Source organism: Paraburkholderia sp. WS6 (genome assembly GCF_030464835.1).
Taxonomy (GTDB): Bacteria; Pseudomonadota; Gammaproteobacteria; order Burkholderiales; family Burkholderiaceae; genus Paraburkholderia; species Paraburkholderia madseniana.
The window spans coordinates 57,701-71,839 of sequence record NZ_JALQCK010000044.1 but is presented as its reverse complement, the minus strand read 5'-3'; the positions used below and the strand labels follow the sequence as shown (position 1 = coordinate 71,839).

Genomic DNA, 14,139 nt, shown 5'->3' with positions numbered 1-14,139 from the left:
GCCTCGGACGGCGTCATGGAGCAGTGGCCTGAGCTAAAAATTTGCAGGCATGGTTGCGCGGGTAGCGACCGTTGCTTCGTTGCGTTGCTTCCACTGTCAATCATGCGATTTGACCAGACTCCTTGTGGCCGAAACTTCGTCATGCCAAGTCCAATGGGGCACGACCGAACCAACGGGAGCGAGGTTGAAGGAGAAGCGGATGACCACCGCAGAAAAGTCTTTGCATTTGCTGGTTGAAAAATGGCTGACGCCAACTTCCGCGACGCCAGTTCGGGTAACCCGATTCGGTCGCACAGCCTCTAATGGGAGACGTTATGTATGCGTTGAGGCACTGCGACCCGAAGGCCCGGTTGCACTCTTTTTCTTCCGGCACGATGACGGTACCTGGCGCGTGTTCCCGCCTGAGAGCAGGAGCTAACAATACGTGCTTACACAAGTGCCGTGTGATTGCGTTAGACGTCGCCGCTCGCTCCGCCCGGACCGAGCGGCCGCGCCCAGCCACAGCGGTGCTAATACTACCGGGTGTTTATCATGTATGCGTTCTCTCGGCGCTGGAGGTGCACGCGGCCGGAATCGCGCCTTGGGTAGCGCTATTTTGTCGCAAGGAGCCATATGCTCACAGTAAGGAAGCCAACTGATGAAGCACTTGCGCTGGAACGAGTGGTGAATGCGGCTCACGCAGTGCAAGCTGCGCTGACCGCTCTTAAACCGCGCTTTGCTTCGGATGGAGACGGACAGCCGTCGACGCTGGAGCTGGTGGCGTTCGAAGTCTCGATGCAAGAACTGAAAGACGCGCGCGAAGCGTTTGACATCCTCATGTCCCGCACGTCAGGCGAAAATTCGACAGCGACGCATCTGTAGCATGCAGCTCGTCACCGGTTCACCCGTTGATTGTGACGTCCCGCAGCAGGCAGCGTCGTAGCTCAACTTGGCCGGTGGGTGCAGCCGACGCCGCGACGAATGTTCGGCCGGGCAATCGAACCCCGATGAAATGCAAGCAATGGGAGATGTTTCATGCGTATCAACGGTGCGACAGGCACGATGATTCTGATGACTGAGCGAGACGACACGACCGGCCAAGACGTGCGCGTCTTGCGCTTGGAAGCAGCGGCAGACGGCAAGGCCGTCCTGCTCATCGACGTCGACCAACGGAAGCCTGGCATTCATCGCGAAATACGCTACGAGATTACTGCCGCAGAGTTGATTGCAGCGATTCGTGCGCATGGTGCTGAGTTGCCCGGGGAGCAGCCCAATCCGTGAAGTACGCTATAACTCGGGACCGATGGACCAGCACCGGTGTTCCACCGCCCACTACGTCCAACCTGGCCGCAACCCGGAATGGCGCGCTGGCGAGCCAACGGCTTACGAGCGTGTCGCGTTCCCAGGTGCGATTTCCCGAACCGCTAGTGACATTCCGTACAATGGGCATTCAATTGCGCCGGCAAACCCTGTGGGACCGTTATTGGCAGTTAAACGTTGAACTCAGACACGCATCATCAAACCCTTGGCGTTGCGAGCACCGCGACGACCGGCACGCCTCTGTGCGGCACCACTATCAACCTCCCCATCATCAGCTTCACCATCACGAGCGCTCGCACGGGTAAGCATCGCGCGCGAACAACGCAGGCTCCGGTAGAGAACGGTTTGTCCTGCTATGGGAAAACCGTTTGTCGGCTTTACCGTCTAGGTCTATACGCGCACCGCCAGGTCTAGCTCTCACTCTTGGCCACTAACTAAGGCTAACCATTCACTTTTTCGCAGCGATGCGGGTAGCCGCGCGTCCCATCGAGGAGTGACCGCGGAGGCGCAGATGACAGAATCGTAATCTGCCGGTCAGCACACGGTCAGTTTAAAAGGTCAATATAAGGACATTGCCTTGTGGACTGGGGGTGCCGACCTATGCCGGTCCTGCATTGCTACCCCTTCCGGGTAGAGACATCATGAAACTCGTTGCATGCAAACGACATTTTTAACGAGCCAGGCATACGGATGGTGAGCATCGCCTTGGTGCTGGCCGACTCGGTGAACTGCACAGTCTGGCCACAGGAGGTTCAACATGAAACTAGACGCCAGCACGTTTGTGCGACTGCGCCGTCTCGCTCCGGTTCTCGATGACGTACTCAACGCGCGCGAAGTCGAGCATGCAGACCAGTCCCTAGACCTTGCTTCACTTGCTCAGCTATGCTCACAGTTGTTCAACGCGTACCACTGCGAACACCCGGACGAGATTGCGCAAGCGCGACTCGACGCTCTCGAGTCGCAGCAACACACTTCATCTGACCTAGCCCGAGCGGCATGAGTCTGACTGCTGCATCGGGAGGCACCTGTTGGTGCCATACGAGCAGTACACGCGGCAGTCCCCGCGTTTCCGCCGGATAACCGACTTGCAGTGCTCGCATTCGTAAAACCACGCACAGGCGTTGACAGACATCGTCTCGTCTTTCCTGTGTCCGCACGCTGGACACAGGATGGTGGAATTCAACACGACCGCAGCCACAACTGCTCCTGCTCAACACGGGACAGCTACCTTCACTGGACATGGTTCAGCGTAGTACGCGGCGCCCGCCACCAACTCATGTGGGAGCAGTCAACCAACAACGCAACTGCGGGCTACCTGAAACCACAACGTCGAACGCTAGCGACCCGCGTTCTCGGGCCGATATGAAAGCAACGCGGGAACGTTCACGTCTTCATCTATTTCAGGCCAGAATATCTGCTCATGGTCGAGGGAAATGGCAAAGTGTTCGCGTTCGGCTGCCGTCGCTGCTTGCAGCACCGGAAACCAGTCCAGTGGAAATTGAATAGCCGGACCGTCGGACATGTCGAGAAACAGGTGCATGCTGTCGAAATGCACGTCCACCGCAGCGCGGTTCATGGTTATCTCCTGAAAGCGGAATCATCACAAAGATAGGTCGCGGCCGAGCGGCATTCAAGAACGAATGTGATTCGAGAATCCACAGGAAAGCTCTGGGCAGAGTTGGCCATTGGTCCGTACACATGGGAGTCAAGACTTATCCACTTGCGTTGCGGGAAGCACGAGTTATCCACAAAATCTGTTCGCAAATCTGTGCATAATTCGCCCGAAGTTGTTCATCGGACAGACCAGCGTCAATGCCGGACTCCCGGCTCAAGCCGGCGCCCGCGTAACTGCTAAGCAGCGGACGTTGCGGCATCGACTGGAAAATCCAGCCCTTCGAATTCATAGACGAACATTTCGTAGCCTGCTTGCACGCCGAGCTCGTCCGACCTTTATCAGATGATTCTATGTGCAGACACATGGACGCAACACCGACTCCCTGAGGGGATGCTGCGATGAGAGCCGCAGAGGCTTGGGCCGACGCCAACGGGGAATGGCGTAAGAGAACAGACGAAGAACCGGCGTCGTCGCTTGACCCTCTACCGCGGAGGCGGCGGGTCGCTTTTTCGCAGACTAAGGAACGGGTGCGGACGCAATTGCGATGCACGAGATGTCATCGGGCAAACGCTCAGGCATTGATTTTCCGGTTCCGTGGAAAAGAGCCCCCGCTCGACACGCTTTGCCCCGTCCATCAACCGAGCGGTCTGTGAGCCCGAAGCCGGAAGCTTGTGTAGAAGCGCTCGCGCCTTATCGTATTGGACAGGAATGAAAGCAGCGCGGCAACGTTCAGGTCCTCATCGATTTCAGGCCAGAACAGCTGCTGTCGGTCCAGCGAAATGGCAAAATGCTCGCGCTCCGTTGCCGTCGCCACCTTCAGAACAGGAAACCAGTTCAGTGGGAATCGCACGGCCTGACCGTCGGACAGGTTGAGAAACAGATGTGTATTGTCGAAACGCACGTCAACAACGACGCCGTGCATGGTCACCTCCTGAACGGGAAGCATCTGAACGACAGACTGTCGCAGGTTGCGCTCAACAAAAAACGCTGACAAGTAAGTTGCCCCCAGCATCGGGATTGAAGTGGGGTGTCCTCTTCACCTGGGGGCAACCCATTGATGGCGATAGCAACGCCGCCCCCTCGAAACTCTCGCAATGACCCCACTTCTGCCGCCGCCGGCTCGGGAACACCGCTTGCGCGCCACTGCAGTACCTTTTTCGAAGGGGGTAAATCATGGGCTCAATCAACCCGCAAGGTGGCACCCAACTCGGAGCCGGCATCGTCGGCGGTGGTATGGGCGAAGGGCCGGGGCCGGATGTCATGGCCGCAGCAACGCTCGATGGGAACAAGGTCATGTCTTCTGACGGCGAACACGTGGGGAAGATTTCAGACATCATGCTGGACGTCCGGAATGGACGCATCGCCTATGCCGTGCTTTCTGAGGGCGGTTTCCTCGGAATGGGTTCTAACCTGCACGCCATCCCGTGGAGTGCATTAACTCTCGACACGGACGAGAAGTGCTTCGTCGTCGACATTGCCGCACAGCGCCTCAAGGACGACCCGGGTTTCGACAAGGACCACTGGCCGACGATGGCGGATGCGAAGTGGGGAGAGTCAACGTACAGCTACTATAACCGGCAGCCGTACTGGTCTGCGACCCATGAAGTGGTGGAAAACGACCCTGCCATCAGGCCGAGCGAGCGCTGAACACCAACGGGTAACCCGTGCCAGCAGGACGGCTAGTCTTTCACTCTAGAGCGTACGCCACCGCGACCCACCGCGGTGGCGTAAACGCGTGGCTCCAGCGACCAGGCGCGCGCAAATAGCTTGGTGAACTCGGCCATCTGGTGCATTACTTCGGTCGGAAATCGCAGGTTGCACTCATGGTTCTGCTCGTAGAGGTGAGTGTCCCGGTAACCATACAAAATTATCAATGAGCCGCAGCAAGTCCGTCTCGTCCGGGCGGGTACCTTCCATGACCGCCAGGGCGATCAGTTGCTGTTGAACGAAAGCGGCCCGCTCGCCGCCGCATGGTCGCGTGTCTGGGGCGAGCACACCTCACAGAGCAACAGTGGCGCCGCCAACCCCGAATTCAGCGGCACGATGGCCGGCGTGCAAGTGGGCCAGGATATCTACGCGGATCGCAGCGCAAGCGGCCATCGCAATCACTACGGCTTCTTCATCGGCTTTGCCCGCGCGCAAGGCGACGTGAACGGTTTCGCGCTCGGTTTCCCCGATCTGTCGGCCGGGCGGCTGTCGATCAATGCCTACAGCGCAGGCGCCTACTGGACGCACATCGGTCCGGGCGGCTGGTACACCGATGCGGTCGTGATGGGTAGCTCACTCACGCTCGATCCATCGTCGAATCAGGGCATCGGTGCGAGCACGCATGGGCATGCCGTGACGACCTCGCTGGAAGGCGGCCTGCCGATTCCACTGCGCGCCAGTCTCAGTCTCGAACCGCAAGCACAACTGATCTGGCAGCACGCATCGATCAACGATCTCAACGACGGCATTTCGAGCGTATCGTTTCACGCGGCAAACGGCCTCGTCGGTCGGCTCGGCCTACGCCTGCAAGGCAGCTTCGAAGGCGCGGGTGCGCAATGGCAACCCTATCTGCGCGCGAATCTGTGGCGCTATTTCAATGGCACCGATAGCGCGACCTTCGCCGGCACAACCGTGATTCCCACCGATGTCGCCGCCACGGCCGCCCAGCTCGGCATCGGCCTGGTCGCGCATTTGAGCGCGCGCGGCAGCGTGTTCGCCACCGCGAGTTACGCCATGAACGTGAACGGCGAACACCGCAGCACGGTAGAGGGCAATCTGGGCGCGCGCTGGAGTTGGTAAGGGTTCAGAACTGATGCCGCATGCCGGCCATCAGACCGATCTGGCTACCCTTCTGCGCAAGGCCGATACCGTTGACGCCCTGCAACTGCGCTCCGATCAGGTCGCCCCGGTACAGCGAGTAATCGCCTTCCAGATAGATATCGGTACGCAGGGACAGGTTGTAGTCGGCGACCAGTTGGTACTGCCATGCCGAACCGTTCTGCGCGGCGGTTTTGCCATCCTGCAGCGTGCGCCAGACATTCGCTGCGAAGTGCCACTTGTTGCTGACCTGCTGCGTGATGCCGCCCATGATCATGCGGCGCCGCGAAAAGTCCGTGTATTTGAGCGCGGCCAACGCGGGCGCGGTGAACGGCCCGTTGGCGAAATTCGAAAAGCCGGCGTCATTCTGATTGACGATATAGCCGACGGAGAACCGGGTCAGGTTCCACGTGTACGACCCGCCGAAGGTCCACGCTTTAGCGGCGGCGCCGTTGACCGAATCTTTCGACTCCTGATACGCGCCGCCGAAGGTGAACGGCCCACCCGGCGCATAAGCCAGTGCCATGCCGATCTGGCTGCCGTACGAATTGCCCGCGTTGCCGCCGAATGCATAGCCGGCGGCAACATGGAAACCGTTATATTTCGCCTGATACTGCACCTGGTTGCTGGTCCAGATACCGCCTGTCATCGTCACTTCCGGCTGGAAGTTGAAATCGTACGGAATCCAGATATTGCTGCCGTAGCCGCCGATGGTAATGCCTTCGATCATCACGTTGTACTGACGGCCGAAGATCACCTGGCCAAGGGAATCCGAGCGCACACCCACTTGCGCCTCATTGAAGAACGGCAAGGTGGGATCGCTTTGGCCGGTATTCATGTAGAAACGGTTTTCGAGCTTGAAGAACGTAGACCAGCCGCCGCCCAGATCCTCGACGCCCCTTATCCCCCAGCGGCTTTCCGTCATGCCGCCGTTACCGAGTCCGATCGACGAATCGCCGGCCTGGTTTGCGTGGGTCAGGTAGTGCACACTTTCGTCGATCACGCCGTAGAGCGTCACGCTCGACTGAGCGTGCGCCATTTGACACGCCAGTGCCGCCGGCACCACCGCCATCGCCCACCTGCTTACGCGCTTCATTTCGTCTCCTCATACAGATTCCCGCTTTTCACGGATATTTCGACACCGCCACGTCTGCTGCAAAGTACCGGCACGCTGTTCATTTGAGGCCGCGCAAATCGACAGGCAGGATGCGAAGTCCGCGTCGGAACCTTGCACGGCAGCCAATTCAGGCTGTTTGAATAAGCTGACGAAATGCGCGTGGGTGAACCTTAGCGCGAAACAGGGGCTGTCAGAAAATAGACTGACGTAAGTGTTGTTATGTCATCGAAGTGCTTGCAGCGTATTTGAAGCACGCGTAGGCGATGGGGTCATCTCCTTTCGGGGCAGGCGGTTTTGATATCGTATGACTTATGATCGCGACCCTGCAAAACCTATGAGCACCACCGCCCGGCCCACGCGTCGCGCCCTGGATAGCTTCGCCATCCTGCTGATGATCGGCTTGTGCGCGATCTGGGGACTCCAGCAAGTCGCGATCAAGAGCACCAACGCGGCACTGCCACCGGTATTCCAGGCGGGTTTGCGCTCGGCGATCGCGACTGTGCTCGTATGGGGCTGGGTGCGCTCGCGCGGTACGCCGCTCTTTCGCGACGACGGCACATTGGGCGCCGGCTTGCTCGCGGGCGTGCTGTTCGCGGGCGAGTTCGTGTGCATTTTCCTTGGGCTGACGCTGACCAGCGCTTCGCGCATGGCGGTCTTTCTGTACACCGCACCGTGCTTTACGGCGCTCGGGCTGCACTGGTTCGTCGCCGGCGAGCGGATCCGGCGCATTCAGTGGCTCGGCATCCTGGTGGCGTTTGCGGGTATGGCGCTGGCGTTCGCCGACGGCTTCCCGCATGGCAACGGGGCGCAGGGCTCGACGCTGAAGGGCGTCGCCGGCGACGCGCTCGGCGTGCTGGGCGGGATCACATGGGCCGCGACGACCGTGGTGGTGCGCGCCACGCGTCTCGCTTACACGAGCGCGAGCAAGACGCTGTTCTATCAATTGGCGGTGTCGGCGGTAGTGCTGCTCGCGCTCGCGCTGGGGCTCGGGCAGGCACGTGTGGAAACCGTCACGCCGCTGGCGGTGATGAGCCTCGCGTACCAGGCGGTGATCGTGGCGTTCGTCAGCTATCTGCTGTGGTTCTGGCTGTTGACGCGTTACATCGCGTCGCGCCTGTCGGTGTTCTCGTTCCTGACACCGTTGTTCGGCGTGACCTTCGGCGTGCTGTTGCTCGGCGAGTCGTTCAGCCTGCGCTTTCTGATGGCCGCGGCGCTGGTGTTGACCGGCATTGCGCTGGTTAATGCGCCGGTGAAACGGGTTGCTGCTTAAGTAGCGGGGAGTTTCACACGCGCTGCAGGACGCAGCGCGCTTCCTTCAAGACCGTGCAACGCCACTCAGGCGTCGTCAGTCCCAGTTTCCGCGGCCGCGGCGCCGCGCGCAGGCGAAGCCGCCACGATCTGCGCGACGCGCACATATTCGGCCACCGGTACATCTTCAGCGCGGCGTTGCAGATCGAAGCCCAGCGCCTCGAAATCCACCGAGTCACGAAACGCGGCCAGCGTATTACGCAACATCTTGCGGCGCTGCGAGAAAGCCGCCGTCACCACTTCGCCGAGCACACGCTCGTCCACGGCCGGCAGTTCATGCAGTTCGTACGGGATCATCCGCACGATCGCCGAATCGACTTTCGGCGGCGGGTTGAATGCTTCGGGTGGCACGTCGAGTTGCTTGTCGATCACGTAGCGGTATTGCAGCATCACTGAGAGGCGGCTGAACGCCTTGGTGCCCGGTTCCGCCACCATCCGCTCGACGACTTCGTTCTGCAGCATGAAGTGCTGATCGATCACACGATGCGCGAATGCGGTCAGATGAAACAGCAGCGGGCTCGAAATGTTGTACGGCAGATTGCCGACAATACGCAGCGACGCCTTCTCACCCGGTGCGGCCAGCGTGCCGAAGTCGAACGCGAGTGCGTCGCCCGCATGCAGTTCGAGCAGGTCGCCGAATTTTGTCTTGAGGCGGCCGATCAGATCGCGATCCAGCTCGACGGCGTGCAATGGCGCTTCGGGCGTCGCCAGACGCTCGATCAACGGTTCGGTGAGCGCGCCAAGCCCCGGCCCGATCTCGACCATGCGCTCGCCGCGCTGCGGCCGGATCACGTCGACGATCGAATCGATCACGCCCATATCGACCAGAAAATTCTGTCCGAAACGCTTGCGCGCGATATGGCCTTGGTGCCGGCCCGGTTGCTGTCTGCTGGTGGACATCGAAGAAACGCTAAAAAGAGAACTGCCTAAGAATAGGAACAAACTAGGAACACCCGCGACGAATGCGCAACGACCGCGCAAACGTCAAGCAGCGGGAAAACCCAGAAAAGCGCGGACCAAACCGCGCCGCGATCGCCGAATCAGCCCGCGCGGCGGTGTTGCGCCATCGAAACCGCCGTATCGATCGCCGCGATCAGACTGCCCGAGTCGGCACGGCCGGTGCCGGCCAGATCGAGCGCGGTGCCGTGATCGACCGAAGTGCGGATGATCGGCAAGCCGAGCGTGATGTTGATGCCTTCGCCGAACGTTGCGTACTTCAACACCGGCAGGCCCTGGTCGTGGAACATCGCCAGCACGCAGTCGGCCTGCTCCAGATAACGCGGCTGGAACAAGGTGTCCGCCGGATAGGGGCCAGGCGCGTCGATGCCTTGCTCGTTCGCGAGCTTCAGAGCGGGAGAAATCACCTCGATTTCCTCGCGGCCCAGATAACCGTTTTCGCCCGCATGCGGGTTCAACCCCGTCACGAGGATGCGCGGCGCAGGCAGACCAAAGTGGTGGCGCAGATCGTGATCGACGATGCGCAGCGTCTCGACGATACCTTCGATCGTCAGCGCGGCGGACACGTCTTTGAGTGGCAGATGCGTGGTAGCGAGGGCAACGCGCAACGGACGCTTGCCGGTGCCGGCCAGCATCATCACCACGCGCGGCGTGTGCGTACGTTCGGCGAGATATTCCGTGTGGCCGGTGAACGGCACACCGGCATCGTTGATGGTGCTTTTTTGCAGCGGCGCTGTAACGATGGCGTCGAACGTGCCGGCCATGGCGCCATCGATCGCGCTGTCGAGCAGATCGAGCACGTAGCGGCCATTGGCGGCGTCCAGCTTGCCGGCCAGCGAGGGTGCGCCGAGCGGCCGATGCTGCACCCGCACGCGCTTGCCGTCCGCCACCAGAAGAGCCCAATCGACACCTACCGCACGCGCGCGGTCAGCCAGCAAATCCGCATCGCCCAGCACGGTGAACTCCGCACCGGGCCAATGCGTCGCCGCGCCCGCCAGCGCCTGCGCGGTCAGCTCGGGACCGACGCCGGCAGGCTCGCCGGTCGTGATCGCGATCTGCAACGGAAGACTGGTGGACTGCGCGGCGGTTGTCATGACGTTTATTGCGCGCTCGTCAACGTGGGCTTCACTTCCACATAGGCGGTGTCGCGCAGTTCGCGCAACCAGTCGGCGTAGGCCTGTTCCGCCTTGCGCTGGCCGATTGCCTGACGCGCCAGATCCATCTGCTGCGAAACCGAGCCTTCCGATTCGCGACGGCTCAGCACCTGAATCAGGTGATAGCCGTATTCGCTGCGCACCGGGTCGCTGATCTGACCGTCCTGCAGGTTGTTCATGGCGCGCTCGAATTCCGGCACCGTCTCGCCCGGGCTGATCCAGCCGAGGTCGCCGCCTTGCGACGACGAACCGTCTTGCGAGTAGGTGTGGGCGAACTTCGCGAAGTCGCCGCCTGCGGCGATCTGGTTCTTGATTTCGAGCAGCTTCTGACGCGCTTGCGGCTCGGACATGCCGTCGCCGACGCGCAGCAGAATGTGGCGAACGTGCGTCTGTACGAGCTTCGGTGCGTCGGAGCTGGCACCCTGGCCCGTGCGACGATCGACGAGGCGCACGATTTCGAAGCCGTCGTTGGTACGGATCAGATCCGGGCTGACCTCGCCCGGACGCAGCGCCGAGGCGGCCTTGACGAACTCAGGCGGCAGCTTGGACGGCGTCACGAAACCCGTATCGCCGCCTTTCGACGCGTCCGGCGCTTGCGAATTCGACTTCGCCAGCTTTTCGAAGTTGCCACCACCCTTGGCTTCGGTGAGCAGGGCCTGAGCCTTTTTCTGCGCGGCTTCGATGTCGGTTTCCGAGGCGTTCAGCGGCGCCTTCACGAAGATGTGCTGAAGGTGCAGATCGCTCGTCAGACCGGCGTTCGGTCCGCGCTGGCTGGCGATGTAGTTCGCGACCTCGGCGTCCGACACCGTGACCTTGCTGTCCACTTCCTTCTCACGCAGACGCGAGAGCGTGAGCTCGGTGCGTGCGTCGCTCGTGAAAGTGGCCCAAGGCACGCCTTGCGCCTCGATACGGGCACGGTAGGTGTCGAGTGTCAGGTTGTTCGCCTGCGCGAGCCGCTCGAGCGTTTTTTGCACAGCGGCGTCGTCGATGTTGATGCCGTCTTCTTTCGCCTTCTGCAACTGGATGCGTTCCAGCACCATCTGGTTGAGCACCTGCTGGCGCAACTGGTCCATCGGCGGGACCGGCGCGTTCTGCTGGTTCAGCCGGCGGGTGATCAGGCCGATGCGGTCGTCGAGCTCGCGCCGCGTGATGACACCGTTGTTGACCACTGCGGCGATGGTATCGACCGTCCGGCCGCTATTGCCGGACAGCGCCTGCGCCTGAACCGGCGCAACCGACAGGAAAGACGCCGCGGCGACAAGACCGGCCGCAAGCGTTGCCAAGCGAAGCTTTTTCATGATTGCCACAGATACTCCAATGATGTCGGGCGCGCCTGGCCCGTCTTTTCGCATTCTATAAATGATCGGGCGAGCGTCATTCGTAATTGGTGAAACGCGCTTCCGGCGGCGGCGGCGGGGGCAACGGCGTATAGCCCGCCACGCTGCTGCGGAACGCGGAAATCAGCCCGTTGTCGACGCTCGACAAGCCCTTGAACGTCAACTGCGCGAGAAACCGCGTGCTCGACTGATTCTGCCCCGACGTATTCAAACCGTTCGCATAACGCTGGATCCCGGCGCCGAGCGTCCAGCAGTCGGCGTCGTATTGCAGGCCGACCAGACCGTCGACGATCCGGTGCCCGCCCAGGTCGTAATTGAAACGGCCCACCCCGTACACACGGTGCGTCAGCGGCCACTGCCCCGAAATCAGCACCTGGTTGATCGGCTGGTTATCCAGCGTGGTGTTCGCGCGGGTGTAGCGATACGCGACATTGATCACCTTGCCGCTGGCCGGACTGAACCCGAAGCCGATGCTCGTCTTCGTCAACTGGTTGTTGTCGGCATTATATTGGAACGCCGTTTCCGAAGCGAAACCGGCCCCGAGCTTGAGCGACGCACCCGCGATCAGGTCCGAATGCGTGGCCTGCGTGCTGGTCTGCGTAGGCAGCAGCGTGACGCGCTGGTCCCGAAAGTAATACTGCTGCGCGATCACGAAACGCGCGCGTTCGTCGCCCGTGGCCGGGTTGATGAAGCGCGTGGTAATCGCCGCGGTCAGACGGTTCGCGTCGGCGATCCGGTCGTTACCGACGAACGTGTTCGGCGTGAAGATTTCCGCCAGTCCGAAGTCGGAGTCGGCCGTATCGAACAGCGGCGCGTTTTCCTGATTGCGGAACGGCGTGTAGACGTAGTAGAGCCGCGGCTCCAGCGTCTGAATGTAATCCTCGCCGAAGATTCGCACCGAACGGTCGAAAATCAGCCCGGTGTCGAAGGAGAGCGTCGGGATCGACTCGGTGAAATTCTTCGGCGTACCGGGGGTGGCGATATTGTTCAGGTTGTACGACGCAAAGTGCCACTGCACCTTCGGCGTAACGAAGTAACCCGGCCCAACCACCGAATACGACAGGTACGGGTTGAACATCACCCGCTGACCCTGGGTCGTGTCCGCGGTGGTGATGCGGAAATTCGTGTAGTCGGCTTCCGCGCCGTAGTCGAAGCCGCCGACGTTGTACTTCGCGTACTTCACGTTCAACTGCGGCTCGCGGCCGTACGGCGCCACCGAAGGCGTCAGCGTCTGCCAGTGCTGTTCACGGGCGAGCACCGACCACGGGCCGTTGTTATAGGTCACCCCGGCTTCCTGTTGATACAGAAGCTGGGTGCCGTTCTGGAACTGACTGACCGACGACGACAGGTCTTCCGGATACGTGTTGTCCGAGACCTTGTTGTAGTAGATGTAACCGCCGAACCCGTTGCCGAAGTTCTGGTTGTGCTGGATGTACAGCGCGTAGCGGTTGGTCTTCGTCAGTCGGTCGTTCGGCAGGTATTCACCGGTGATCGAGCCCGAATAGGTGGGCGACAGATAACGGAAGGTCGACTGCAACTGCACGCCGCGCTTCGAGATCAGCCGCGGTGTCACTGTCAGGTCGCGATTCGGCGCGATGTTGAAGTAGTACGGTACCGACAGTTCGAAGCCGTTCGACGAACTGATCGAGAACGTGGGCGGCAGAATGCCGCTGCGCCGATCGCCCGACAACGGGAACGACAGCCACGGCGAAGCGAATACCGGCACGCCCTGGAAGAACAGCACGCTGTTGTACGCGACGCCTTCGTCCGCGCCGGTGTCGAAATCGAACTCGCTGCCCTTGAGATACCAGCCTGGATTGTCCGTGCACGAGCAAGCCGTGTACGTGCCCTTCGTGAACACCGAGCGCTCGCTGTCGAGCAGATCGACGCGCTCTGCACTGCCCGAGCCCCCCGTCACATTGAAGTGGTACTTCGGCGCGGACATGAAGCCTTCACTCGAGTCCACTCGCATATGCGCTTCCGGGCCGGCGAACGTGGCGCCGTTGTTGTTCAGGTGAACCTGGCCGTATGCGTCGGCCATGTCCGTGTCCTGATCGTAGTGCAGCGCGTCGGCCTTGATCACAAAGGTATTGCGCCGCACCTCGGCCGAGCCTTTCGCGGCCATGTCCTGGTCGGTGGTGCCGCTCGTCGTGTCGCCGAGCACGAAGGTGGCCGCCTTCTGGCCTTCCGGCAATGGATGTTCTTCGAGCTGCGGGGCGAGCTGCATGCCCCATGGCGCGTCGATAGGCTGCGGCTGCGCGGCCTCCCCCACCAACTGGGCGTGCGCAAGCGCGGGCATCAGGCCCGGAACGGCGATCAACGCCGCGACGAGCCGCCTTTTGCGCGGCACTACAGCACAAGAGGGAGTCGTTTGGGAAAGCTGTCTAGGCGGCATGTATCGTTTGGCGAATCGGCCCGTCCGTCAGCTTTTGTAGTCACGATCCACCGCCTGCACATCCCGACCGTGACAGTCGGCTGCACATCAATATTTACAATCTGTCGAACGATGAGGCGGGCGGTAAAGCGGAACACGCGAAAGCTGGCGTG

General features: G+C 61.1%; 15 protein-coding genes. 7 read left to right on the top strand and 8 right to left on the bottom strand.

The annotated features are described in order from the left end of the window. Nucleotides 1–199 precede the first annotated feature (199 nt). From M0D64_RS36220 to M0D64_RS36205, 4 genes are all read left to right on the top strand, one after another. Complete coding sequence (locus M0D64_RS36220) at nucleotides 200–418, top strand: hypothetical protein (RefSeq protein WP_235993654.1); 219 nt, start codon at nucleotides 200–202, stop codon at nucleotides 416–418. A gap of 194 nt (nucleotides 419–612) precedes the next feature. After that, on the top strand, nucleotides 613–861 hold the full coding sequence (locus M0D64_RS36215) for a hypothetical protein (protein WP_154560548.1): 249 nt from the start codon (nucleotides 613–615) through the stop codon (nucleotides 859–861). A 153-nt stretch (nucleotides 862–1,014) separates the two neighbouring features. Further along, the gene (locus tag M0D64_RS36210) at nucleotides 1,015–1,260 is read left to right on the top strand and encodes a hypothetical protein (RefSeq protein ID WP_154560547.1); all 246 of its coding nucleotides are present in this window, start codon (nucleotides 1,015–1,017) and stop codon (nucleotides 1,258–1,260) included. Between the two features lie 796 nt (nucleotides 1,261–2,056). Then, a complete protein-coding gene (locus tag M0D64_RS36205) occupies nucleotides 2,057–2,299 on the top strand; it encodes a hypothetical protein (RefSeq protein ID WP_266238470.1) in 243 nt (80 codons plus the stop codon). On the opposite strand, the gene M0D64_RS36200 is transcribed toward M0D64_RS36205, so the two are convergent. The 3 genes from M0D64_RS36200 to M0D64_RS36190 form a co-directional block, all read right to left on the bottom strand. After that, nucleotides 2,282–2,497 (bottom strand): GDCCVxC domain-containing (seleno)protein, encoded by a 216-nt coding sequence (locus tag M0D64_RS36200; RefSeq protein ID WP_168435698.1) that lies wholly within the window; start codon nucleotides 2,495–2,497, stop codon nucleotides 2,282–2,284. The genes M0D64_RS36205 and M0D64_RS36200 overlap by 18 nt on opposite strands. Before the next feature lie 138 nt (nucleotides 2,498–2,635). Then, on the bottom strand, nucleotides 2,636–2,875 hold the full coding sequence (locus tag M0D64_RS36195; protein WP_266238473.1) for a DUF2442 domain-containing protein: 240 nt from the start codon (nucleotides 2,873–2,875) through the stop codon (nucleotides 2,636–2,638). A 673-nt stretch (nucleotides 2,876–3,548) separates the two neighbouring features. Beyond that, nucleotides 3,549–3,836, bottom strand: coding sequence for a DUF2442 domain-containing protein (locus tag M0D64_RS36190; RefSeq protein WP_154560544.1), 288 nt, complete (start codon nucleotides 3,834–3,836; stop codon nucleotides 3,549–3,551). Between the two features lie 251 nt (nucleotides 3,837–4,087). Between M0D64_RS36190 and M0D64_RS36185 the strand changes: the two genes are divergently transcribed. Next, nucleotides 4,088–4,561 (top strand): PRC-barrel domain-containing protein, encoded by a 474-nt coding sequence (locus tag M0D64_RS36185; RefSeq protein ID WP_154560543.1) that lies wholly within the window; start codon nucleotides 4,088–4,090, stop codon nucleotides 4,559–4,561. 219 nt (nucleotides 4,562–4,780) lie between these two features. Then, nucleotides 4,781–5,701, top strand: coding sequence for an autotransporter outer membrane beta-barrel domain-containing protein (locus M0D64_RS36180; protein ID WP_308102540.1), 921 nt, complete (start codon nucleotides 4,781–4,783; stop codon nucleotides 5,699–5,701). A gap of 4 nt (nucleotides 5,702–5,705) precedes the next feature. Here the strand turns inward: M0D64_RS36180 and M0D64_RS36175 are convergent, their stop codons facing one another. Continuing rightward, nucleotides 5,706–6,815 (bottom strand): porin, encoded by a 1,110-nt coding sequence (locus tag M0D64_RS36175; protein ID WP_154560541.1) that lies wholly within the window; start codon nucleotides 6,813–6,815, stop codon nucleotides 5,706–5,708. A 355-nt stretch (nucleotides 6,816–7,170) separates the two neighbouring features. On the opposite strand from M0D64_RS36175, the gene M0D64_RS36170 reads away from it, so the two are divergent. Beyond that, nucleotides 7,171–8,106 carry a DMT family transporter gene (locus M0D64_RS36170; protein ID WP_266261263.1) on the top strand — a complete coding sequence of 312 codons (936 nt, stop codon included), beginning with the start codon at nucleotides 7,171–7,173 and terminating at the stop codon, nucleotides 8,104–8,106. Between the two features lie 65 nt (nucleotides 8,107–8,171). Here the strand turns inward: M0D64_RS36170 and rsmA are convergent, their stop codons facing one another. The 4 genes from rsmA to M0D64_RS36150 form a co-directional block, all read right to left on the bottom strand. Next, nucleotides 8,172–9,044: a 16S rRNA (adenine(1518)-N(6)/adenine(1519)-N(6))-dimethyltransferase RsmA gene (gene rsmA / locus M0D64_RS36165; protein WP_266261262.1), complete on the bottom strand. Its 873-nt coding sequence runs from the start codon at nucleotides 9,042–9,044 to the stop codon at nucleotides 8,172–8,174. A gap of 140 nt (nucleotides 9,045–9,184) precedes the next feature. Further along, nucleotides 9,185–10,195, bottom strand: a complete 1,011-nt coding sequence (gene pdxA, locus M0D64_RS36160; protein ID WP_154560538.1) for a 4-hydroxythreonine-4-phosphate dehydrogenase PdxA — start codon at nucleotides 10,193–10,195, stop codon at nucleotides 9,185–9,187. A gap of 5 nt (nucleotides 10,196–10,200) precedes the next feature. After that, nucleotides 10,201–11,562 (bottom strand): peptidylprolyl isomerase, encoded by a 1,362-nt coding sequence (locus tag M0D64_RS36155; protein WP_266261261.1) that lies wholly within the window; start codon nucleotides 11,560–11,562, stop codon nucleotides 10,201–10,203. A gap of 67 nt (nucleotides 11,563–11,629) precedes the next feature. Next, nucleotides 11,630–13,987 (bottom strand): LPS-assembly protein LptD, encoded by a 2,358-nt coding sequence (locus M0D64_RS36150; RefSeq protein ID WP_266261260.1) that lies wholly within the window; start codon nucleotides 13,985–13,987, stop codon nucleotides 11,630–11,632. Between the last annotated feature and the right edge of the window lie 152 nt (nucleotides 13,988–14,139).

Coding starts and splice junctions, on each gene's coding strand:
- M0D64_RS36220 (WP_235993654.1), top strand. CDS start 200: ATGACCACCGCAGAAAAGTCTTTGCATTTGCTGGTTGAAAAATGGCTG.
- M0D64_RS36215 (WP_154560548.1), top strand. CDS start 613: ATGCTCACAGTAAGGAAGCCAACTGATGAAGCACTTGCGCTGGAACGA.
- M0D64_RS36210 (WP_154560547.1), top strand. CDS start 1,015: ATGCGTATCAACGGTGCGACAGGCACGATGATTCTGATGACTGAGCGA.
- M0D64_RS36205 (WP_266238470.1), top strand. CDS start 2,057: ATGAAACTAGACGCCAGCACGTTTGTGCGACTGCGCCGTCTCGCTCCG.
- M0D64_RS36195 (WP_266238473.1), bottom strand. CDS start 2,875: ATGAACCGCGCTGCGGTGGACGTGCATTTCGACAGCATGCACCTGTTT.
- M0D64_RS36190 (WP_154560544.1), bottom strand. CDS start 3,836: ATGCACGGCGTCGTTGTTGACGTGCGTTTCGACAATACACATCTGTTT.
- M0D64_RS36185 (WP_154560543.1), top strand. CDS start 4,088: ATGGGCTCAATCAACCCGCAAGGTGGCACCCAACTCGGAGCCGGCATC.
- M0D64_RS36175 (WP_154560541.1), bottom strand. CDS start 6,815: ATGAAGCGCGTAAGCAGGTGGGCGATGGCGGTGGTGCCGGCGGCACTG.
- M0D64_RS36170 (WP_266261263.1), top strand. CDS start 7,171: ATGAGCACCACCGCCCGGCCCACGCGTCGCGCCCTGGATAGCTTCGCC.
- rsmA (WP_266261262.1), bottom strand. CDS start 9,044: ATGTCCACCAGCAGACAGCAACCGGGCCGGCACCAAGGCCATATCGCG.
- pdxA (WP_154560538.1), bottom strand. CDS start 10,195: ATGACAACCGCCGCGCAGTCCACCAGTCTTCCGTTGCAGATCGCGATC.
- M0D64_RS36150 (WP_266261260.1), bottom strand. CDS start 13,987: ATGCCGCCTAGACAGCTTTCCCAAACGACTCCCTCTTGTGCTGTAGTG.